This is a genomic window from Galbibacter kalidii (genome assembly GCF_026241135.1).
Classification (GTDB): domain Bacteria; phylum Bacteroidota; class Bacteroidia; order Flavobacteriales; family Flavobacteriaceae; genus Galbibacter.
Genome location: NZ_JAPFGA010000005.1, coordinates 100,898 through 122,695, shown reverse-complemented (window position 1 = coordinate 122,695; position 21,798 = coordinate 100,898). Strand labels below are relative to the sequence as shown.

Below are 21,798 nucleotides of genomic sequence, written 5' to 3'. Positions count from 1 at the left end.
TTTATATCAAGAGTGCAAAGGTAATGGAGCTGTATGAAATGTTATGTAATGAATGTTACTCAAGAGTTGAGTACTTCAATTTTATTTCTGTGAAGTTTGATCAGCTGGTTGTTTTCTAGTTTTTTAAGTAATCTTGAAACCACCACTCTTGAGGTATTCAAATCGTCTGCAATCTCTTGGTGAGTAATGTTTAGCGTCCAATTACCGTTTAACTTAACCTTATCTGTAAGATATTTTTCCAAGCGCTCATCCATTTTCAGGAACGCCAAGGCGTCTATGGTTTCTATCATTTCATCAAAACGAACTTGGTAGCTTTCCAAGATAAAACTTCTCCAGCTTTTATTAGTATGGAACCATTCTTCCATTTTTTCAGACGGAATCATAAAGAGTTTGACATCATCTGCTGCTATGGCTCTTATTTTACTTTTTGAATGATTGAGACAACTGGTGAGCGACATAGCACAAGTATCTCCCTCTTCTAGAAAATAAAGTAGTATCTCATGTCCATTACCATCTTCACGAAGCACCTTAATGCTGCCTTCTAAAAGTAAAGGAATGAAACCTAATTTTTGACCAATATCCATAATGATATCGTCTTTATAAAAAGACTTCACTCTTCCGATTCTTAACAATTCTTCAATAATCGTATCATCTAGAAGGTAGTTCAATTTCTCTTTGATGGTATCCAGCATGAATCAAAAATACGCTTTATAAATTTTATAAAGGAGATTGATTTATTTTTAATAAAATATATTATATTTGCACCCGCCTTCGCACACATACATGGTGTGCTCCATCGGGCAAGCCCACAAAGGGTTGAAAAATCGGCCTCGTGGCGCAACTGAATAGCGCATCTGATTACGGCTCAGAAGGTTCCAGGTTTGAATCCTGGCGAGGTCACGAATAAATCAACAAAAAGTTGAAAACGAAGCAAGCTAAAAAACATAGCTTGTTTTTGTTTTTTTAGTGCAGTGAGTTTTCTTTTGTTGATTTTCAAGTTTTGAACAAAATATTCGGCGATAGCCGAGAGACTTTATATTTTCACAAGAAAGCGCCAAGAATCACCAACAGATAGTCCCACCTTTTGTTTTTGGAAAAGTTGAAAACGAATGTAGTATATAATGCCAAGAATTTTGACTTTTTGTTTATATATTTAATTTTGAAAGGCGGTTTACTATATTTCCTAAACTTTAATTAAAATGACTTTCGAAAACCCAGTTTTGTTCTTCTTTGGTGCCCTTGGGGTTTTTAACGGGTTCTTGGTCAGTTTGTACCTTTTATTTTTCAGCAAACAAAAACGAGCTCAAAACTTCTTTTTTGGATTGTTGGTGCTGATGCTGAGCCTGCGGATAGGAAAATCGGTATATGCCCTTTTTACGAGCATTTCAGGCAGATTGCTAATTCGTCAGTCGTCAGGTTTTAATTGCCGGGATACTTAACATACGTAAATGACTTATGAATTATTTGCCAATTTCCCCCGGTTTTTAGCAGGAGTAAATAATCGGTATAAACTCTTTTTTTATCCGGCATATCCACTTCTATTTTCGCACTTGCAGCATTGTTCTTATAATCAATAGAAATAATTTTACCTATCCGGTTACTTTTTTCACCTAACTTAACGTTACTAATATATTTCTGGCCTGACCAAACAACTATACTGTCATTTGTTACGTGATAAAGGTTCAAATCTTTATGAAAAGCATTTTTTAGTCTTTCCGGCTCTCCATTTGCTGTCCCTTCAATATAGTCCATTAGTGTCTTGGTAATAAGTTCTTTTTCAGTTTGTGCCCCCAAGTTTAGGGTACTGAAAAAAGTAAAGGCGATAATTAAGGTGGTAATGTATTTCATTTTCTATGTATTTAAAACTATGTGCAACATTACAAGGATGCTAGTAAAAAGCAATAAAAAATAATGAAGAAGAAATACAGATTTATAAATCTGAAGAAAAACAACAAAGTATCTTAACCTGATACAACACTAAGTGTTTTCTTTCTTAAATTTTGCAGGCGTAGTGCCTGTAAGGTTTTTAAAGGCCAAATAAAATGTGGTGTTCGATTTGAAACCGCATTCATGGCCAATGGCCTCTACGGTAAGGTGATGGTTAGATAACAGCATTTTTTCTGCTTCTTTTACCCGATACTCATTGATAAAAGTTGAAAAGCCCTTGCCCAGATTATCATTTAAACATTGCGACAACTGATGAGAAGGTATGTCCAACTCGTCAGCGATATCTGCCAGTTTTAAATCCGGTTTTTTGTAAAGCCCATTTTGTTCAAAGAGTGTATGTAATCTGGAGAGAATTCCGGTGGCTTCATTTGCTTTAATTTTCTTATTGGCATATTTGGTTTGTTCAGCAAAGAAAAAAGGCGTAGTTTTCCTTCTTTTAAAGAACCAGAGAAGCAGTATCAGGTAAAATATAAAAGAAAACGATAAGGCACCTACAATATATGAGGTATATCCTGATGTTTTGTAAGCAATCCAGATGATGGCCACTCCGACCACCAAGCTGATGAGCCAGATTTCTTCATCGGTCACTTTCTTCCCTTTTTTAATGAGGGAGGCAAAAGCATTTTTTATAACGATTCCCGAAAGAATAATATAAACCAGCCACTGCATATATAAAACCTTACTGATAAAAAATGGCCAGAATGCCCTGTACTGCCTATACGGATAGAGGTATTCAATTAGTATCATGACCAATACCGTGGGCACAATATGATAGAGCCAATACCGGTTGCGAAAGTTTTTACGGGACGTGGTATTTTTTACGTACAGATACAAAAATGGCCCAATGAGTGCACAGGCAACTAAGCCTATATGTATAAACAGCTCGGAAAGGGAAGGATAAAAAAAGAAAAAAACAGACTTTATGATCCTTATACTAAGCACCAGCATCAATGCCGAAAGAAAATAATTGGCCTTGTTCCTGTGCTTTACAAAAAAGGCAAAATAGATGCTCAAAACAAGCCCGTTAAAAGCACCAATGGCACTAAAGAAAAATAAGAGTTGATGTTCCGGTTCCATAAGAATATTTAGAACTCAAATATACTAAAACAGGAATTCAATTCTATACTTCATTCCCTATCCACATTCCACAATACGTTTAAAAAGCATACATGATTTTAATTGGCTCTCTGCTGCTCTTCTGTATTTCCAAAATCTCTTTGTTTAACACTGGTGTCATCATTTCCAAAGGTATAGGTCAATGAAAAACGGAAAAAACGGTTGCTGTTATCTTCGTAGTACGACTGTTTTATTCCATTTACCGCAGAGTTATATTCCCGTAATTGCGACCTATTGAAAACATCATTAAAAAGAAGCACCAATTGAAGGTTGTCCCCCAATATACTTTGTTTTATCCCTACGTTAAAGCTGGATTGTGGCTTGCCGATTTCAAACAGCCCCGTTTTAAAGGGAGAGCTGTACCAATAGTCTAACTGTAGCTTGGTAGATGTGAATAGTGAAATGGTATTGTTTGATGAAAAATAAATTTGCATACCGTTTAAGGGAGTGGCATCTATAACGTCATAAATTTTTGTTTCACGGTTTGTAAGATTGATTGCATTTCGGCTTTGCCACCAGCTGGTTATATCGGCCGTGTAACTTTCTGATATTCCATATTGATATTGTTTGTAATAATTTTCCCTCGTTATTGTTTGTATATTTTCTTCAGGGTCTGAAGTAAAAATAGTTCCATAGCCGTCGTTTAATATGTTTAAGAACACATTGGTTCTCAATTTACTGTTATACATATAAGTAAATTCAAAATTATCGGAAAACGAAGGTTGCAAAAACGGATTGCCTTCAGCATAGGTATTACTGCTTGTATAGATACGGTAGGGGTTCAACATCCAAAATGGGGGGCGGTTTACCCGTTTGCCATAATTAAAAGAAAAGCTATGGTCATCGCTCTTTTTGTACATCAAATAAAACGAGGAAAACAGCTTTGCATACTCTTTTTTATTGGTTTCACCTGTCGTTTTTGAATAGCCTTCCGTTTGTGTTGCTTCATACCGCAGCCCCAGTTGCAGGCTCCATTTATCGTTAAAGCTCTTGGAACCGTTAACGTAAACAGCCTGATTGTTTTCCTGATATTCAAACTCGTTGGATTGATCCGGATCCAGTATGGGATTCCCTGTAATGGTATTAAAAAACTTAGCATCTGCCTGCGTGTTTATAAAACTGAGTTTGCCCCCATACGACAGGTTTATAAAATCCAAGGGGTGTTCCATATCTGTCTTGAAGCTAACATTGTTAATTGTAACGTCTGTCGTGTTTTTCGCAGCCATATCTACCTCTATAAATTCCATTTCGGGCGTAAAAGACTCTGCAAAAAGGTCGGTTTCCATATCAGAATCAAAGGTAAAATAGTCAACATCGAAAGATAATTTTCTGCCAATGGTATCCAAGGTAGCGATAAGGTGTGCATTTGCAGAATGACTTTTCTTATCCCTATCAATAACAATCGGGTTAATGAGAATGGATTCCAGTTGATGTTCTGTATTGAAAATATCTGTTTTTGCATCTAATTGTATCTCGCCATAGTTGTAAACCCCCATATATTGGCCTCCTATGGTAATGTTGTCTGTTAGGTCATAATCTATACTAAAACGCCCGGACAGGTTGTTCCTACTGTTTTTTGAGACGATATCCAACTCCCAGGGACCATTGGGATACTCTGTATCTATCTGTTCTATTCGTCTCACATCCCCTACTTTCCCTCCGACACCGGCGGAAAACTGAAGTTTATCTTTGTTGTAGAAAAAGTTGTTCCGAATCGAAAAAATACTATATGTGTTTTGATCATAGGCTGTGGTGATTGTGTTTTTCCAAGAGTTCAGAGCGGCTTTTCTCAGGTTAATATTAACAAGTCCGCCACTGCCTTCGGCCTCGTATTTTGCCGGTGGAGTAGCGATAATTTCAACGTTCTTGATATCGTCGGCAGATAAGGAACCCAGAAAACCCACTAATTCATCTCCCGTTAATTCAAGCATTCGTCCATCTATCATCACTCGGGGCGTGCCCTTGCCCAGCATCGTTATGGTGTTATTGATGACCATAAGTCCCGGGGCTGTACCCAAAACATGCATTGCATCGCCCCCAATGGCCGAAACACTGTTTTCCACATTGTACACCAAGCGGTCTGCCTTTTGCACAATCAACGGTTTTTTGGCGGTAATGATTACCTCCTCCAGTTGGCCAGTGTCCTCTTTCAATACAATTGTACCAACAGCGATATCCTTTTCCAGAAGAATATCCCTTTCGTTATTTTCATAGCCTAAATAGCTGATAATTAACCTATATTCACCTTCAGTTGCCTGAATTTTAAAGTCTCCGTTTTCATCGGTAATTGCTCCGGTTATTGGGTGCCCTTCCGTATCTTGAAGCACAATATTGGCATAGGCAATGGGACTGTATTCGTCTTTTACACTTCCCGTTATATTTACCTGAGAGAAACTAAATAATGGTAATAGGAGGAATAACAAAATATTTTTTTGTCTGTTTTTCATAGTATATTCTTTGCTTTTTTTGGAGCAACAACATTACTATTACATTCATTAAAAGCGACAAAAAATAGCGGAAAAGAAATACAGATTTATAAATCTGAAGAAAAACGACAAGGTATCTTAACCTGATACAACACTAAGTGTTTTCTTTCTTAAATTTGGCAGGAGTAGTGCCTTTTATGTTTTTAAAAGCCGAATAAAATGTGGATTTTGAAGAAAATCCGCATTCGTATCCTATGCCCTCTACGGTTAGGTGATGGTTGGAGACCAACATTTTTTCTGCTTCTTTTACCCGATACTCATTGATATAAGTTGAAAAGCCCTTGCCCAGATTATCATTTAAACATTGCGACAACTGATGAGAAGGTATGTCCAACTCATCAGCGATATCTGCCAGTTTTAAATCCGGTTTTTTGTAAAGCCCATTTTGTTCAAAGAGTGTATGTAATCTGGAGAGAATTCCGGTGACTTCATCAGCTTCAATTCTCTTATTGGCATATTTGGTCTGGACGGCAAAAAAGAAAGGAGTGGCCTTTTTCCGTTTAAAAAACCAGAGAAGCAGCATCAGGTAAAAGATAAAAGAAAAGGATAAAGCCCCTGCAAGATAGGAAATATATCCCGTTGTGTTGTACGCAATCCAGATGATCGCTACTCCGACTACCAGGCTAATGAGCCAGATCTCTTCATCGGTTAGTTTCTTCCCTTTTTTAATGAGGGAGGCAAAAGCATCTTTTATAACGATTCCCGAAAGGAGGATATAAATGATCCACTGTGCGTATAAAAACTTGCCAATAGAGAATGTAGCAGATAATAGCCAATATGACCTGTACTGTTTGTATGGATAGAGATATTCAATTATTATCATAGCCAATACCGTGGGCACAATATGATAGAGCCAATGCCGGCTGCGGTAGTTTTTACGGGAAGTGGTGTTTTTTACATATAGATACAGAAATGGCCCTATAAGTGCACAAGCTACTAATCCAATATGTATAAACAGTTCTGAAATGGAAGGGTAGAAAAACAAAAAAACAGATTTTATAATCCTCACACTAATAACAAGCATCAATGCTGAAAGAAAGTAATTTGCTTTATTTCTATGCTTTACAAAAAAAGCAAAATAGATGCTCAAAAAGAGACCATTAAAAGCACCGATAGCACTAAAGAAAAACAACAATTGATGTTCCGGATCCATAAAGGTATTTTGAATACAAAGGTATTGATTCGGCAAAATTTAAGTGGCTTTTAAAAAGCAATTTCCTCGTTTTTTTATTCAGATTTATAAATCTGTACACTTCCATTATAACCTAACACACCATTTTCATTTTGTTTAAAGATGTTTGCTAGGAATTTAAACATCAACAAAATGAAACATTTATTTTTTGGAGTATTTGCCACACTCTTATGTTTTCCTGCTACAGGAATTTCCCAAACCCATAAAAATGACAGTATTGAAGCCGTAAAACAAGAATTGCTGATACGAATATACGGCAACAGGAATGAACGGAAAGTCATTAACTATGACAAAAGCTTTGTGAGCGACAGCAAGCTTTATTATGAAAGCTTAAATGCACCCAAAACTTCCACCTATACGTATACAGATAAGGATTTAATTGAAAAAACACTTCAAGGTTATATAGAAGGCAGCTCGTACAACAAGCTGGATATGCTGGAAAGCGCATTTGCCAAAAATGCGACTTTATACCTGACTATTAAAAAGGAGTTTAAAGTGCTTACCCCCAAAGAATACCTAACTTTTTTTAAGGGAACTCCCGGTACATTCAATGGTAGAAGAGGAAAAATTTTGGACATAGATATTACGGGTGATATTGCCACGGCAATAGCCGAAATTTTAATCCCTGAAAGAAAAATGCGGTTTATCGACCTCTTTTTGTTAAAGAAAATCGGGGACGATTGGAAGATTATCAGTAAGACAGCTACACAAACCCTTGTAAAACAAGCGAACTAAAATGAGGCTTTTTTTGACATTTTTCTCGGGCTGTATTATGTTTTTCGGGTATGCACAAAACACCGCTACAATCCCATTTTCTGACAGTCCTATTACAATAGACGGGAATCTCAACGAATCTGTCTGGCAACAATTACCGGAATATACCGGGTTTTACAATCACCTCCCTACCGATGAAGGCCTGGCCGAAAATCAAACGTCGGTAAAATTGTTTCACAATGGGGAGTATTTGTATATCAGCGCAATTTATAAGGACAGTACTTTAAAAACGCAGATAAGTTCCTTAAAAAGGGATAACTCAATAGGTTTCAGTGATGCGTTTGTGCTTATTCTGGATACACAAAACCAGCGACAAAATGCCTACTATTTTGCAGTTAATGCGGGCAATGCACAGGTGGATGGACTGATAGAGCGTGTGGGCGACGGCGACAGCTATGGCATAAATACCAGTTGGAATGTTGTTTGGAAAACCAACACTTCCACAGCAGGAAATTTAAAGAAATATGAAATGGAAATCCCGCTAAAAGCATTGAATTACAATAAAAACAATCCTGTTTTCGGGATACAGTTTTATGTGCGGGATATCAAGAACAATTCGTGGACCATTTTTAAAAATGTAAAACGAAATTATAGGCTTTTCGACCTTCGGTTTACCGAAGCATTTGAGGTGGAAAATTTACCCGATATCTCCGCTTCCCGCTTTGCGGTAACGCCATCGGTTACTGTAAACCATCAAAATGATGTGGTAAATGATACCGAAACAACCACGGTAAAACCAAGTTTGGATGTGCAGTACAACCTGAACTCCTCATTAAAACTGGACGCCACCGTAAACCCGGATTTTTCCCAAATAGATGTGGATCAGCAGGTGACCAATTTAACGCGTTTTGCCGTCTTCTTCCCCGAACGGCGCAATTTCTTTTTAGAAAATTCAGACCTGTTCTCAAATTTAGGCACCGATGAAGTCAACCCCTTTTATTCGAGACAGATAGGTGCCGGTACCGATATTCAATTCGGCTTGAAGTTATCCGGGAATATTTCGCCAAAAACACGATTAGGAGTCTTAAATGTACAAACGGAAGAAGAGGGAGCCGTCGCATCTCAAAATTATAGTGCTTTGGTTGCAGAACACCAACTCTCCAAAAACTTTACGGCTACCGGTTTTTTAATCAACAGGCAGGAAACCGATAAATTTAATTTTATAGATGAGTACAACCGGGTAACAGGCGTTAATCTCAACTACAAATCGAGCAACAACAAGTGGACCGGCTTGGTAAATTACGCAAAGAGTTTTAACGATGGTGTTTCAAAAGACAACGGCTTCTACAATGCCGAAATTTGGTACAACAAGCGAGGGGCTTCTTGGAATGCTTCGGTAAAGAATGTTGGCAAAAACTATCTAGCAGATGCGGGCTTTATCCCCCGGTTAAATAATTACGATGCTTTAAACGATGTGGTGGTACGTGAGGGATATACCCAATTTTCAACCGGAGCTGTGCTGACCAAATATCCTGAAAATTCGAAGACTGTTAATTCCTATCGCTATGTTAATTTTTTAAACGACACCTATTGGGATGACGACGGAACGGTGACACAGTCTTCTACCTTTTACAATACTGCCGTTTTTTTTAAGGACCTGTCCGCTGTTTATTTCAGTGCTTATCACGATTATATAAACCTGAAGTACGCCTTTGATCCCTTAAGAAATGGCAATGTTTTAATGCCTGACACATATCAATTCTTCAGGGGTAGACTAGGGTACAATTCGGTAACCAACAAAAAGTTTGTTTATAGAGGATACGTCCACCACGGGGAATATTATAGTGGAAAAAATTCAGCGGCATTTGCCAGCCTGACCTATCGGTTATTACCTTTTGCCAATCTGGAAGCTTCATACGAAATCAATTCACTGGATTTAAATGAATTAGGAAATAAAACCTTTCATTTGGCACGTTTTACGGGAGAAGTGTTTTTCAATAACCGCCTAAACTGGACCACCTATGTTCAGTACAGTACCCAAGTAGACAATTTCAATATCAATAGCAGATTGCAATGGGAATATAAACCACTTTCGTATATTTATTTGGTGGTTACCGATAATTATAGCGATGCTATTTCCCGGACTAATTGGGGCGTGGCTTTTAAGATGAATTACAGGTTTGATTTTTAACCCTTTTAAGAACAAGGTCACCTCTCACCTCTTCAACAACAGAGCTTTTTGCTTATTAAGTGAGATTTGATATCCCAATCCCGATTAACTATCGGGAGTTCCGACTCCTACCTATCGGTAGATAGGCTTGCGACGAAATGTTATTTAGGTTTTCAGCCAATTCTGTCCTAAATAAATTTTTATCTGTTCATTTTTTCCATTGATGAAAAAACGAACCAAAAAAATCTAGGCTAACGATAAAAACATAAGAAAATACTACGGAATCCCCAGCCACAGATAAAAATAACTCATTCCGCCTTCGGGCGGAACTCAGACAGATTTTTATCTTTAACCCACCGCTGCTTCCTTGATTTTCAATATTTTTATCGTAGGCCCGAACCAAACCACAAACGTTGAAATTTCATCTAAACCTCAGCAGATTCAGTATGTTTAAAAAATTCAATAAAAACGTTTTGGACGCTATTAGTTTTCAGCCTAATACCTCGTGAGCTTGAGGCTACGGTTGTAAAGTAATCAAGGGTATCAAAAATCAAACCCGAGCCTGAAAGCAAACCGAAATCCTTCGGTACTGTTGAAAACGGATAGGTTGCCGGAAAACATTTGCAAGCTATACATAAAAACACCGCCTCCTACAGCATTATGCCATTTTTTAGAAACATCATCATCCATCCAAACCCGACCATAGTCAAATCCGCCATAAAGACCTATATTAATCGGAAAGAGTCCGGTTTTTAAACGACTGAAACTCCATCTCAGGTCTGTTGACTGCACAAACGACTTATCCCCTGTAAAGCGCTCTCTTCTATAACCACGGAGTCCACTATTGGCTCCAAGTTGAGCCGCTTGATAAAATTCAAAATCATCACCGAGATTAACTTGACCTGCAAGTTTGGAAGCCAGCACCAACTGTCCCTCCGGCACCAATCTGTAATCAAACCCTAATTCGGGAATGATATAACCATAACCATCGGATGTTTTGATACTGTTTTTATAGCCGGTTTCCAACTTGAATAACATCCCCAGTGTTGGAAACGATTTATCATCCTGATTTTTATATTGATAAGACATATTAATTCCGTAGAAGTCCTGAGCGCTAAAAAAGCCTTCTTCCTCCGGAAAAGTAGCTATAAAACGTCCGGTTGTTCGTTCCACCTGATTAGTTTCATACGAGGCTCCAACTTGAAACCTACTGCCATAATCCCCTCTCCACACCAAAGAAGGAGCCGCCAGAAAAGTTTTCAGCCTCACACGGTTGTAATCCATATCAAACAAGTCGTCGTCTACATCGTTTGGATTTACAGATTCATTTCCAAATCCAAAGAAATTCACTGCATAATTCGGACTGGTAAACCGAAGATCAACGGCTAGGTTGGCAGCCCCAACTATATTAGCAAACTCTCCTTTATACATAAGGTCATATCCACTTGTAGCAAAATAATAAGCTGCGGAAATAGCGTGTCTGGCAGTAAACGGATTCTGTTTAAAACCATGTCGCGTGTGTATGTTTTGAACTCCGAGTTTCACCCCGTCATCCGGGTTATAACCAATAGCCGGCAGTATTTGATTGACTTTCTTTTTTACCTTTTTATGGTTATATACATTGATTTTATAATTGTCTGTTAGTCTCCCGTGTTGCTTCCCGCTTACCACATCATTTTTTTTGGATTTATAATCATAAAACCTAAGGCGCTTTCCGTTTATGATATTATAGGTATCGTTATTTTGTCCGCCAACGAGACGTATTTTGATCGGATCACTCCCCTGACCGAAAACATGAAAGACATCATCGTCATCCAGGGCATACACCCATATCTCTTTGGTTTCTTTTTTGGAGAAAATCCTGTGGAAGAAAACATCGCTCTTCTCCCCTTTTTTTATTCTGAAGGCAGTGATTTCTGTTTTTCCGTTTGGCAAGCGTTCTATGTCGAACCAATCGTCTTTATTCGTTCCCTTTACAATTGAAAACTTGTTAATATGAGCAAAATAGGCATCAGAAATAGATGGCAAACGATCCCGTCTTCCTTTTAATTTTTGTTTGATCTCATCGATGGTCTCATCTTTTAATTCCTCAGGAATATTGCTAAAAGCCTTTTCAATAACACTATCTGTAATATGGGTTTGGATGTGCTTCACCTCATCATCCCAAATATCTTTCCCAGCTTGATCGATGATAAACAAATCAAGCGGATAAGGTTCGGTATTGAACCATTCAGGTCTTTTTAAATCTTTATCATAAGCTTCCAACAAACGTGTTGAAGGAAATAAAAGATTTCCAATCCCCATCAACAAACCATCAGACATCACAGAAAAAGCCTGATCCCGATCTCTGGGAACAGGACGGTATATTGTTTGACCATCTTCTTCAAAGACAGCCCACCTCCATTGATCTTCGTGCCTGTCCCAATCCCCGATGAGCATATCAAAAAGCCTTGCCCTGATATAGGCTTTTTCATCCACGATATTGTCTTCGTCTTTCAGCACATCTTCAAACATATCGTCTGTACTCACTATCTCATCGGAAAAACCAAAATTAGATTTATCTCCATGTCCGTCGGCGGGGCGCTCTTCAATCATATAGAGTTCGTTACCAAAATCATCATTAAAGCCACCAAGGGCGTTTTGTTTCGGCACATAATACAATTCAGGCTTGGTGTGATATACACCGATAGCTTCCGACAAAGGCGTCAAAGCAAAAGGCGCATAGGGATAAGCTCCGGTAAACACATCCAGGACAAGGTCTTCTGTATAGGTATCCTTAAATTCATCTTCAATATACTGGTCTTTAAAAACACCCGTCTGCAGATATTGAATCGCTTGTTTTCTGAGGGCACGCATCATGTATTCACGTCCTTCGTCATCTTCCAACCTAAGGGTTTTTGATTGATGCCCCCCTCCTTTTCTAACGGGTGTCAACCCACCGAGCAAGGAATCGAGGTCTACTGTTGGAGCTTTAATTTTTGTACTGTAATAGTTTCTGTAGCGTTCTCCCCATAACAATTTGTGCAAACCTCCTTTTGTCGTCTCTTCTTTAGTATAAACCCCTGCCATTTGCTGTTCCGGGAATTCATCAGGATAGCTTTGCGAACGCGGTTCCTCTTGTTGGAATATTTCAGTTTGAAATACTACCTTATGATCCTTGGCCGTATAGAAACGAACAAAAGAAGAACCATCGGTAAACACATCCAGTCTGGCGTATCCTGGAGCTCCGTATGAGAATTTTCCGTTATTTTGATTTCTGGTCGCAGTTAGTTTTGAACCAGAACCGCTTATTATCTGTGGAAGATTGTTCTCTAAAAGATATTGCAAATTGTGTTCGTGACCGGAAACCAAGATGGTTTTATCATTTTGTTGAGCCAAGGTAGTCAAATGATTTGTCAGTTCCCGATACCGGGCGTTTTGCATATCGACATTCACAACCCCTCCTGTTTTACGAATCAGATTTTTTAAAGAGCCTAACACCGGAAGTGGCTTCATATAACTCATAAAAGAGTATTGCCCCGCATGTGGACCATTACTGTACATGGGATGATGCAAAGCAATAACAGTGGTCTTACCACGGGCCTTTTTTATCTCCCCTTCCAGTTCTTCCAAGAATTTATCTCTGGTTTTTATCTCACAATCATCATTAATGGTTGGATGTTTATCCCAGTCGGTGAGATACCATTCTGAATCAACAATTATCAGGACAATATCATCCGTTATTTTAACACGCTCCAGCGGACAGCCATCTTCAGGTAAAAAGGCATCTTTACCCAATTTGTCTTCAACATATTTCTCTTGCCTTTTCAAACCCTTTAGTCCGCTATACCAGTCGTGGTTCCCGGGAATAAAAATACTTTGCCCCTTATAGTCATTGGCGACAGCCGTTTGCTCATTAAGCTGATGTTCGGCAAAAGCCCTCCCTTTATTATCTTTTTTTGGCAGACCTTTTGGATAGATATTGTCCCCCAGAAAAAGAAGTGTACTGTTTTCCGAAGCCTTGTTCAAATCTTCGTTTAACGTTTGCAAAGCTTTGGTTGAAGTTCCAATAGGCGAATTCCCTCCATCTCCTATCAGATAGAATGAATGGACTATTTCCTTGCTTTCAGGAAAAAGCTGACTCCCTGTGTTTTCACTATACTGAGGTTGATAAGTAGCACATGAACTGAAAAAAAAGATGATAAGTGTAATGGGAAAATATTTATACATATTCGCCTTATTGATTTCTATTTCAACTAAAATTAAAACATTATTTTTATAATGTTGAAAATAATATTGGTAATTTTATTTTCCTCACCCGGAACTGCCGAAGATGGCAGTTTTGATCCGCCCTGGGCGGAAGAGGTAGATAGGTAATCCCGGTGCATGCATACGGGAAATATTAAGATTCTAAATAAGTAACATCTATATGAATACCCTCGTAGAAGAAGCTGAAAAATATGTTGTTCAATATTTGAATGAAAATCTCGATAAGTCGTTCGTGTACCATAACCTGTCGCACATTATACACGTGGTAGAAAAGGCGCAGGAACTTATTGAGGCTATGCAGATTGGCGACGAACAAGCTCAGGAATTGTTGTTGGCAGCTTGGTTTCATGACATGGGATATTCAAAAGTGAAGACCGACCATGAAAAAGAGAGCGCGAAATTGGCGGTTAATTTTTTGAAAGAAAAAAATGTTCCTGATACCACCATTGAAGTGGTGCGCAAATTAATTTTATCCACCAAAATGGGGTATGAGCCCCAAAATGAATTGGAGCAGATTATTTGTGATGCCGATTGTGCTCATGTAGGCAGCGAAAACTATAGCGAGTTTACTGAACTCCTCAGAAAAGAGATCGAACTGACACAAAACAAAGAGATCGACGATTCTGAATGGCTTTCAGAAAACATCAATTTTTTAGCAAACCAACACCGATTCTACACACGTTATGCTTTAACCCACTGGGGAAAGGTCAAGAGTAGAAACTTGGCCCAATTGATAAAAAAGGAAAATAAACTCCTTCAGCAAAAAGATAAGCTAGAACGTAAAAAAGAGGAATTTGCTTTTAAAAAAAAGAAAGTCAAATTACCGGAAAGAGGAATCGAAACCATGTTTCGTGTAGCTTTGCGCAACCACATCACACTGAGTAACATTGCAGATACCAAAGCAAACATATTGCTATCGGTAAACGCGATTATCGTCTCTTTAGTTCTGGCTAATTTAATTCCAAAACTCGACAATCCTTCAAACTCATACCTTATTTACCCCACCGTAGTTTTTGTGATTTTTACGGTTGTGTCTATTGTTTTATCGATTGCAGCTACCCGACCAAACGTTACCCAAGGTGAATTTACAAAACAAGATGTAGCCAATAAAAAGGTGAACCTAATCTTTTTTGGAAACTTTCATAAAATGAAATTGAACGATTTTGAATGGGCAATGAACGAAATGATGAAAGACCGCGATTATTTATATGGATCATTGACAAAAGATTTATATTTTTTAGGGTTAGTACTCCATAGAAAATATAAAATTTTAAGGATCACATATACCATTTTTATGACAGGGATTATCATTAGTGTGATAGCATTCGCGATTGCTTTTCATTTTTATGCATAAAACTATAAGGATTGGCAGTAAAAATCGACTTACTAAAGAAATCTTAAAACAGTTCAATTAAAACAACAACTACTAAGCTTAATTTTACACAAACAAACCATTAGAATGAACCAAATTTCAGATAATATTCCCTTTAAGTACAAGGTTAGCTTCAAAAAGCTGTTTGACGAGTATGCAAAACTAAAAGACTCGGCAAACCCTTTGTTGAAAGCTAAGTCTGAAAAAATCCTTTCGCTGGCAAAAAAACACCCTGAATTCAGTAATGGCAATTTGCAACCGGAAGAAGTGTCCAAACATAAGCAAGAGGTACAGTTTATTTTAGAAGATCTGTTTCCGCCCATGCTTACCAATAATGAGATCAAAGTAGTTACTTTACCCCTTCAATCTATCATTTTTTCATCTTCAAAACGTTTTGACAACATTTTGAAAACCTCCGGCTGCAAGTTTGAAATCGATATGACAACCATGTCGGAAGACCAAATATATATCTTGGCATGTAGTATTATTTTATCCCGGTATTACGGATATGACCTTAAATATGAAACGCCGCTCTATTTTAGGGCTATTGATCAAAATAAAACCATAAAACACTATCGAATCCTTTATAACGGGGACTTTATGAACCTTTACCCTACCGAAAAGGCAAAAGATATCACTGAAAATGATATTAAACGCTTGTTGAAAGGGTATAATGATGTTTCTTTATGGAAAGAAATGTTCCCGCCCGGAAGTTGGGTTTCAGAAGGCTTTATAATAGCCAATATGTACGATTCTACTATAGAGAATTCGATTTCTGACCTGAAAACCAATTTATTGTCGCAAAAACCGAATGAAAAACCCTCCTTAAAAAAGTTTGAAAACATATTTCAAACCTTATTCAACTTACCTGATTTAAAGGTGGGAATGACGCTGTATAACAAAAAAGATAATGCGGTCGAACACATCATAGGAAGTGATTTTTCAAGTTATATCCTAAATGATAAAACGGAAAAGGTTTCGGTCAACCTCGTTTGTAATGAATCAAAGGAAAATATCATGGAAGGGCATTATTTTTATGCTGTTCCTGATATTGACGAGCTCACGGAAACCTCTTCAAGTAAAGTATGTTTAACAGAATTGAGATCTCAAGGCTTTAGGAGCGTAATCCTCACCCCGGTAATCAGCAACAATGAACTTATCGGGGTTTTAGAGTTGGTTTCAAAAGAGCCATATGCGTTAAACACAGTAAACGCAAATAAACTGATGGATATCATGCCCTACATCAGAACGAGCGTGAACCGTTATCGGGTGGAACAAAAAAACCGAATAGAAGCCATTATCCAAAAAGAATGTACTTCCATACATCAAAGTGTTTATTGGAGATTTGAACAAGAGGCGAAAAACTATTTGAAGCAAACCATTTTGCAGAAAAAAGCCGTTTTTGGCGAAATTGTTTTTGATGAAGTCTACCCACTTTACGGGCAAATAGACATAAAAAACTCATCAACTACAAGAAATAGGGCCATCCAAAAGGATCTGATCATTCAGTTATCAAAAATAATGGATATCCTAGAAGTTTTAGATTTCGACCGCCATAAAGACAGTATACAAAAAACAGAAACATACATTGAAAACATTTCTACTGAATTAAAATCAGATAGTGAACAAACGGTATTGATCTTTATTAAAACGGTTATCCGTCCTATCCTTGATCAAGCAATTGCAGAAGACACAAACAAAGAAGCAACCCAACTGATCGATGCTTATTTCAACACCCTAGAAAACAATATCATCTACAGTCACCGAAAAAACTATGACAAAACGGTGGCAGAGATCAACGACACATTTGTTAGTGTTTTGGATGAAAGACAAAAATCAGCACAATCGACATATCCTCATTTCTTTGAAATGCACAAAACCGATGGGGTTGAGCACAATATGTATATCGGTGAATCGATTACAGAACCAAATAGTTTTGAGCTGAAATATCTGTACAGCCTGAGATTTTGGCAATTACAAGTCATTTGTGAAATGGAACGCAAACACGCCGCTTCACGAAACAAAATGTTAATCGATTTTGATGTGTCATCCCTGATTTTGGTTTATAACATCCCTATGGCCATTCGATTCAGGATGGACGAAAAACATTTTGATGTAGATGGAGCATACAATGCGCGATATGAAATTCTAAAAACTAGAATAGACAAAGCCCTAATAGAAAGTACAAACGAACGTATCACCAAACCTTATTTTTTGACCATCGTCTATTCCCACTATTACGAGGAGCGGGAATATTTGGAGTACATTCACTTTTTACAAGAAAAAAAGATCTTGACGGAAGATGTAGAAGTTGTAGAATTAGCGAGACAGCAAGGAATTAGTGGCTTAAAAGCTATTAGAGTGGGAATTTGTCACGATTACCAAGGTGACGAATTTTATGATTATGATGAAATTCTTAAAGTGAAAGTGAGTTAAAAAAATAAGACCTGACAGGTTTCACATGTCCCAACATTTATCGTCGGGAAAACCTGTCAGGTCTACTATATCATAAATTGTTGGGAATTATATCGCTTTAATGATTCCTACAAAATCTTCAGCTTTTAATGAAGCCCCTCCAATAAGTCCGCCGTCAACATCCGGTTTTGAGAAGATCTCTTCGGCATTGTTTGGTTTTACACTTCCACCGTAAAGAATGGAAATACTATCTGCTAAAGTAGCATCATATTTATCGGCAAGGGTTTTTCTGATAAACTCATGCATTTCCTGAGCTTGCTCCGGACTTGCGGTTTCTCCTGTCCCTATGGCCCAAACCGGTTCATATGCTAAAACAATGTGTTTCCAATCTTCAACCCCCAAATGGAACAAAGCATTTTTCAACTGGCTTTCCACCAAACTAAAATGATTGTCTGCTTTCCTGTCGGCCAACTCTTCACCAAAGCAGAAGATCACATCCATATCATTTTGAAGCGCTGCATCTACTTTTTTAGCCAACAATGCATCATCTTCCCCAAAATAGGCGCGACGTTCTGAGTGTCCGAGGATTACTGTCTTCACTCCTATACTTTTAAGCATATCAGCAGAAATCTCACCGGTATATGCTCCACTTGCTTCTTGGTGCATGTTTTGGGCTACAACTTCGATAGCCGCATCACCTACAGTTTCTACAGCCGCATGCAAGTTAGTGAAAGTAGGTGCTATTTTTACCTCAGCATCCGTGTTTGGCAGGCTATTCTTTAAATCGTTGATAAGCGCTTTGGTTTGCGCCAAATCGTTATTCATTTTCCAGTTTCCCGCAACAATCTTTTTTCTCATCGTTTTGTTTTAGTTTTTTATTCAGTTGTTGTATTGCAAAAATAGGAATTCGTCTATAGTTTCCGTTTTACACTAGGGTCTTTTTACAATATCGTAACAAATCGTTATTTATTTGAACTTGAATTCATCTGCATCATTGTTATGCAATTTTTGGATAATCGTACCTTTGTTCAGCTCTAACAAGGCCGGATTGGACCGTACAATCGTCTTTACCGTGGTCAGATCACAGAAATAGAAATCAAAATCCAAGCCGTACTTTTCTTTTATCGGAGCGATTTCTTCTGGGCTGGAAGCAGACAGACCGATCACTTTATAACCTCTATTTTTTGCTTCGTCTGCCACTTCTTTTATATCCTGTAAACCTTCCCTATTCGCCTTGATTATATCTCTGGAAACCACTACAACGACATTTTCCCAAGTCATAATCTCTGCGGTAAAATCCGTTCCGTTTTTTTCCATCATAAAATCGTGGATAGGTGGCACATAGCCTTCTTGGATCAGCGTAGTTTCAACATCTACAAACTCTCCGTCAACAGTAGGATAATCACCATTGGTAGTCACTATTTTTTCTTCTCCATCTACATCAAATTTCCATGCGTATTCATATACCGCTTCCGGAGCGCCTTCGGGTACTTGCATTCCGTCAAAAATATTAGCTCCTATTTTATACGGACGGAAATCAACTACCGGTAAATGGTTATACACATAATAAACATAAATCACACACAAGGCCAAAGCCAGATAGCTTCCGATCCTAGCAATCTTAAACGTGGAAATATATTTCCTTCCGAAGAATAATATCAGAATCAACAGTAAGAGGACAACATCTTTTGAGAAGGACTCCCAAGGTGTTAATTTGATAGCATCTCCAAAACAGCCACAATCGGTTACTTTATTGAAATAAGCCGAATAGAACGTTAAAAACGTGAAAAACACGATCATCAACAACAGGCTCCACACCGTAAACTTAGGTTTGTAACCCAGTAAGAGCATCACCCCCAATACAGTTTCAAAAATGACCAAAGCAATGGCAATAGCCAGTGCAAAAGGGGTCAAGAAATCGAGATTCAACACCCCCGGACTAAAATATTCTTCCAATTTGAAGGAAAAACCAACCGGATCGTTCAATTTTATAAGTCCGCTTATAATGAACAAGACCCCTACTAGGATTCTGCTTATGTTTACTATGTGTTTCATAAAAATTTAAATTTCATGTTACAAATTCCAAGCACCAAACTCCAAGTACCAAGTTACAAATACCAAATTCCAAATGACAAATTCCAAACTATATGTTGAAAAATTCCAAGTACCAAATTCCAATAATTCAGTCTTGATGTTTGTTGATGATGGTTGATAAGATTTTCCTTAATTCATTGGCTTCAGTAATCAAAGAATCTATAGTTGTAACATGTTCTTGATTCATCGTTTTTAACAAACGTAACCAATATCTGCTCTCCTTGGCTTCTTTTCTTGCTATTTTCAATCTAAATAAAAAATCTTTTTCACCTAAATTTTCATTTGCTTCGATATAATTTGCCCCAACTGAACCGGAAGCTCTAATCAATTGTTTCGAGTCCTCAATATTTGAAATTGTTTTTTTCAATTTGGAAACAAATAACCTGCAATCCCTTGCAAACTCAAATGTTCTTTCTTCAAGATCGTAGGGTTTTTCGTTTTTCATGATTAATTTGGCTTTTTGGAATTTGGGTATTGTATATTGGAAATTACTCTAATTTTGTTTTAACAAAATTAGAGCAAATACTGCATAATTGATCATATCCTGATAATTAGCATCAATACCTTCACTGACCAGTGTTTTCCCTTTGTTGTCTTCTATTTGTTTTACACGAAGTATCTTTTGAAGGATCAAATCGGTTAGTGAACTCACTCGCATATCGCGCCAGGCTTCACCATAATCGTGATTTTTGTTTTCCATCAACGCTTTGGTTTCAGTTATTTTTTCATCATACAGTTGCACAGCCTTTTCAGGATCCATGTCAGGGTATTTTCCTATCCCTTTATCAATCTGAATAAGTGCCATGATAGCATAGTTGATGATTCCGATAAATTCAGATTTCTCTCCCTCATCTACTTTTCTCACCTCGTTGTCCTGAATGGAGCGAATGCGCTGCGCCTTGATAAATATCTGGTCTGTTAATGAAGGTAACCTTAAAATACGCCAAGCGCTTCCGTAGTCTTTCATCTTTTTTTCAAACAATTCACGACAAACGGCGATCACCTTGTCGTATTGTTCTGATGTGTTCTGCATGTGTTTGATACTATTTTGTGTAAATTTCGCTTAAAAAATTCAACCTTCAAAGTTTTTATCGTGAAGCATCCGTCGTTTTGTTCTTCTTCTACTGTTTAAAATAGGCATTTCTTGTCACATTTTTAACTATTTTTGATGATCATTAACAGATAATTTTAACTTGTGACCTCAACCATCAATTGTAACGGACAACTTATAGACTTAAGCGTTCCCAAAATCATGGGAATCCTCAACACCACGCCCGATTCTTTTTTTGATGGCGGGAAATACACCCAGGATTCGGAAGTTCTCCGTCATGTAGAGACCATGCTTGAGGAAGGAGCCGATTTTATTGACCTCGGAGCCTATAGTTCACGTCCCGGAGCTGAAGAAGTTTCCGTTGATGAAGAATTAAAACGAAGTGTTCCGGTAACCGAACTCATTCTCAAAAACTTTCCCGGAGCCTTGGTCTCGATAGACACTTTCCGTACCGATGTAGCCAAAGCCAATATTGAGGCCGGTGCTTGTATGGTCAATGATATTTCCGGCGGAATGTTGGATGAAAATATGCTTTCTGTTGTTGGGGAACTGCAAGTGCCTTATATCTTAATGCATATGAAAGGCAACCCAAAATCCATGCAGCAAAAAACCACCTACGACGATTTTATAAAAGACCTGCTCTATTATTTTTCTGAAAGGGTCGCAGCCGCCAAGGCTCATAAAATCAATGATATTATCGTAGACCCCGGTTTTGGTTTTGCAAAAACTCTGGAACAGAATTACGAACTCATGGGCAAACTCGAACTCCTGCACATTTTGGAACTCCCTATTTTGATTGGTGTCAGCAGAAAATCCATGATCTATAAATTGTTTGAAACCAATGCCGAACAGGCTTTAAATGGCACTACCAGTCTCAACACCATAGCCCTTGGCAAAGGCGCTCGTATTTTAAGGGTGCACGATGTAAAAGAAGCTGTGGAATGTGTGAAAATCTATGAAATGACAACAAAAAAAGTCAAGGAGCTCTAAACT

General features: G+C 37.9%; 15 protein-coding genes and 1 tRNA gene. 6 read left to right on the top strand and 10 right to left on the bottom strand.

Features of this window, described 5'->3' with window-relative positions; genetic code table 11:
* Window positions 1–59: 59 nt before the first annotated feature.
* Window positions 60–692, bottom strand: a complete 633-nt coding sequence (locus OOZ15_RS07325; protein ID WP_265955432.1) for a Crp/Fnr family transcriptional regulator — start codon at window positions 690–692, stop codon at window positions 60–62.
* A gap of 134 nt (window positions 693–826) precedes the next feature.
* Here OOZ15_RS07325 and OOZ15_RS07320 point away from each other — a divergent pair.
* Window positions 827–900: transfer RNA gene (locus OOZ15_RS07320), tRNA-Arg, on the top strand.
* 519 nt (window positions 901–1,419) lie between these two features.
* Here the strand turns inward: OOZ15_RS07320 and OOZ15_RS07315 are convergent.
* The 4 genes from OOZ15_RS07315 to OOZ15_RS07300 all read right to left on the bottom strand — a co-directional run bounded on the left by OOZ15_RS07315 (window position 1,420) and on the right by OOZ15_RS07300 (window position 6,702).
* Window positions 1,420–1,848: a nuclear transport factor 2 family protein gene (locus tag OOZ15_RS07315; RefSeq protein ID WP_265955430.1), complete on the bottom strand. Its 429-nt coding sequence runs from the start codon at window positions 1,846–1,848 to the stop codon at window positions 1,420–1,422.
* Between the two features lie 129 nt (window positions 1,849–1,977).
* Window positions 1,978–3,024 (bottom strand): AraC family transcriptional regulator, encoded by a 1,047-nt coding sequence (locus OOZ15_RS07310; RefSeq protein WP_265955428.1) that lies wholly within the window; start codon window positions 3,022–3,024, stop codon window positions 1,978–1,980.
* A gap of 98 nt (window positions 3,025–3,122) precedes the next feature.
* Window positions 3,123–5,510, bottom strand: coding sequence for a TonB-dependent receptor (locus OOZ15_RS07305; RefSeq protein WP_265955426.1), 2,388 nt, complete (start codon window positions 5,508–5,510; stop codon window positions 3,123–3,125).
* Between the two features lie 133 nt (window positions 5,511–5,643).
* Window positions 5,644–6,702 (bottom strand): AraC family transcriptional regulator, encoded by a 1,059-nt coding sequence (locus OOZ15_RS07300; protein WP_265955425.1) that lies wholly within the window; start codon window positions 6,700–6,702, stop codon window positions 5,644–5,646.
* A gap of 171 nt (window positions 6,703–6,873) precedes the next feature.
* On the opposite strand from OOZ15_RS07300, the gene OOZ15_RS07295 reads away from it, so the two are divergent.
* Window positions 6,874–7,476: a nuclear transport factor 2 family protein gene (locus OOZ15_RS07295; RefSeq protein WP_265955423.1), complete on the top strand. Its 603-nt coding sequence runs from the start codon at window positions 6,874–6,876 to the stop codon at window positions 7,474–7,476.
* 1 nt (window position 7,477) lies between these two features.
* Complete coding sequence (locus OOZ15_RS07290; RefSeq protein ID WP_265955422.1) at window positions 7,478–9,646, top strand: DUF5916 domain-containing protein; 2,169 nt, start codon at window positions 7,478–7,480, stop codon at window positions 9,644–9,646.
* A gap of 522 nt (window positions 9,647–10,168) precedes the next feature.
* Here OOZ15_RS07290 and OOZ15_RS07285 read toward each other — a convergent pair.
* Window positions 10,169–13,834 (bottom strand): metallophosphoesterase, encoded by a 3,666-nt coding sequence (locus OOZ15_RS07285; RefSeq protein ID WP_265955421.1) that lies wholly within the window; start codon window positions 13,832–13,834, stop codon window positions 10,169–10,171.
* Window positions 13,835–14,033: 199 nt separating this feature from the next.
* Between OOZ15_RS07285 and OOZ15_RS07280 the strand changes: the two genes are divergently transcribed.
* Window positions 14,034–15,227, top strand: coding sequence for a Pycsar system effector family protein (locus tag OOZ15_RS07280; protein ID WP_265955419.1), 1,194 nt, complete (start codon window positions 14,034–14,036; stop codon window positions 15,225–15,227).
* A 105-nt stretch (window positions 15,228–15,332) separates the two neighbouring features.
* The gene (locus OOZ15_RS07275) at window positions 15,333–17,681 is read left to right on the top strand and encodes a GAF domain-containing protein (protein WP_265955417.1); all 2,349 of its coding nucleotides are present in this window, start codon (window positions 15,333–15,335) and stop codon (window positions 17,679–17,681) included.
* Window positions 17,682–17,768: 87 nt separating this feature from the next.
* Here the strand turns inward: OOZ15_RS07275 and tpiA are convergent, their stop codons facing one another.
* The 4 genes from tpiA to OOZ15_RS07255 form a co-directional block, all read right to left on the bottom strand.
* Window positions 17,769–18,518 (bottom strand): triose-phosphate isomerase, encoded by a 750-nt coding sequence (tpiA, locus tag OOZ15_RS07270; protein WP_265955416.1) that lies wholly within the window; start codon window positions 18,516–18,518, stop codon window positions 17,769–17,771.
* Between the two features lie 108 nt (window positions 18,519–18,626).
* Window positions 18,627–19,715: a BT_3928 family protein gene (locus OOZ15_RS07265; RefSeq protein ID WP_265955414.1), complete on the bottom strand. Its 1,089-nt coding sequence runs from the start codon at window positions 19,713–19,715 to the stop codon at window positions 18,627–18,629.
* Between the two features lie 127 nt (window positions 19,716–19,842).
* Window positions 19,843–20,199, bottom strand: a complete 357-nt coding sequence (locus OOZ15_RS07260; protein WP_265955412.1) for a four helix bundle protein — start codon at window positions 20,197–20,199, stop codon at window positions 19,843–19,845.
* A 48-nt stretch (window positions 20,200–20,247) separates the two neighbouring features.
* A complete protein-coding gene (locus OOZ15_RS07255; protein ID WP_265955411.1) occupies window positions 20,248–20,787 on the bottom strand; it encodes a DUF1599 domain-containing protein in 540 nt (179 codons plus the stop codon).
* Window positions 20,788–21,006: 219 nt separating this feature from the next.
* Here OOZ15_RS07255 and folP point away from each other — a divergent pair, with 219 nt between their 5' ends.
* Window positions 21,007–21,795 (top strand): dihydropteroate synthase, encoded by a 789-nt coding sequence (gene folP / locus OOZ15_RS07250; RefSeq protein ID WP_265955580.1) that lies wholly within the window; start codon window positions 21,007–21,009, stop codon window positions 21,793–21,795.
* Window positions 21,796–21,798 lie beyond the last annotated feature (3 nt).

Excerpts from the sequence above, each read along its gene's own strand:
- OOZ15_RS07325 (WP_265955432.1), bottom strand. The coding sequence starts at position 692 with ATGCTGGATACCATCAAAGAGAAATTGAACTACCTTCTAGATGATACG.
- OOZ15_RS07315 (WP_265955430.1), bottom strand. The coding sequence starts at position 1,848 with ATGAAATACATTACCACCTTAATTATCGCCTTTACTTTTTTCAGTACC.
- OOZ15_RS07310 (WP_265955428.1), bottom strand. The coding sequence starts at position 3,024 with ATGGAACCGGAACATCAACTCTTATTTTTCTTTAGTGCCATTGGTGCT.
- OOZ15_RS07305 (WP_265955426.1), bottom strand. The coding sequence starts at position 5,510 with ATGAAAAACAGACAAAAAAATATTTTGTTATTCCTCCTATTACCATTA.
- OOZ15_RS07300 (WP_265955425.1), bottom strand. The coding sequence starts at position 6,702 with ATGGATCCGGAACATCAATTGTTGTTTTTCTTTAGTGCTATCGGTGCT.
- OOZ15_RS07295 (WP_265955423.1), top strand. The coding sequence starts at position 6,874 with ATGAAACATTTATTTTTTGGAGTATTTGCCACACTCTTATGTTTTCCT.
- OOZ15_RS07290 (WP_265955422.1), top strand. The coding sequence starts at position 7,478 with ATGAGGCTTTTTTTGACATTTTTCTCGGGCTGTATTATGTTTTTCGGG.
- OOZ15_RS07285 (WP_265955421.1), bottom strand. The coding sequence starts at position 13,834 with ATGTATAAATATTTTCCCATTACACTTATCATCTTTTTTTTCAGTTCA.
- OOZ15_RS07280 (WP_265955419.1), top strand. The coding sequence starts at position 14,034 with ATGAATACCCTCGTAGAAGAAGCTGAAAAATATGTTGTTCAATATTTG.
- OOZ15_RS07275 (WP_265955417.1), top strand. The coding sequence starts at position 15,333 with ATGAACCAAATTTCAGATAATATTCCCTTTAAGTACAAGGTTAGCTTC.
- tpiA (WP_265955416.1), bottom strand. The coding sequence starts at position 18,518 with ATGAGAAAAAAGATTGTTGCGGGAAACTGGAAAATGAATAACGATTTG.
- OOZ15_RS07265 (WP_265955414.1), bottom strand. The coding sequence starts at position 19,715 with ATGAAACACATAGTAAACATAAGCAGAATCCTAGTAGGGGTCTTGTTC.
- OOZ15_RS07260 (WP_265955412.1), bottom strand. The coding sequence starts at position 20,199 with ATGAAAAACGAAAAACCCTACGATCTTGAAGAAAGAACATTTGAGTTT.
- OOZ15_RS07255 (WP_265955411.1), bottom strand. The coding sequence starts at position 20,787 with ATGCAGAACACATCAGAACAATACGACAAGGTGATCGCCGTTTGTCGT.
- folP (WP_265955580.1), top strand. The coding sequence starts at position 21,007 with ATGGGAATCCTCAACACCACGCCCGATTCTTTTTTTGATGGCGGGAAA.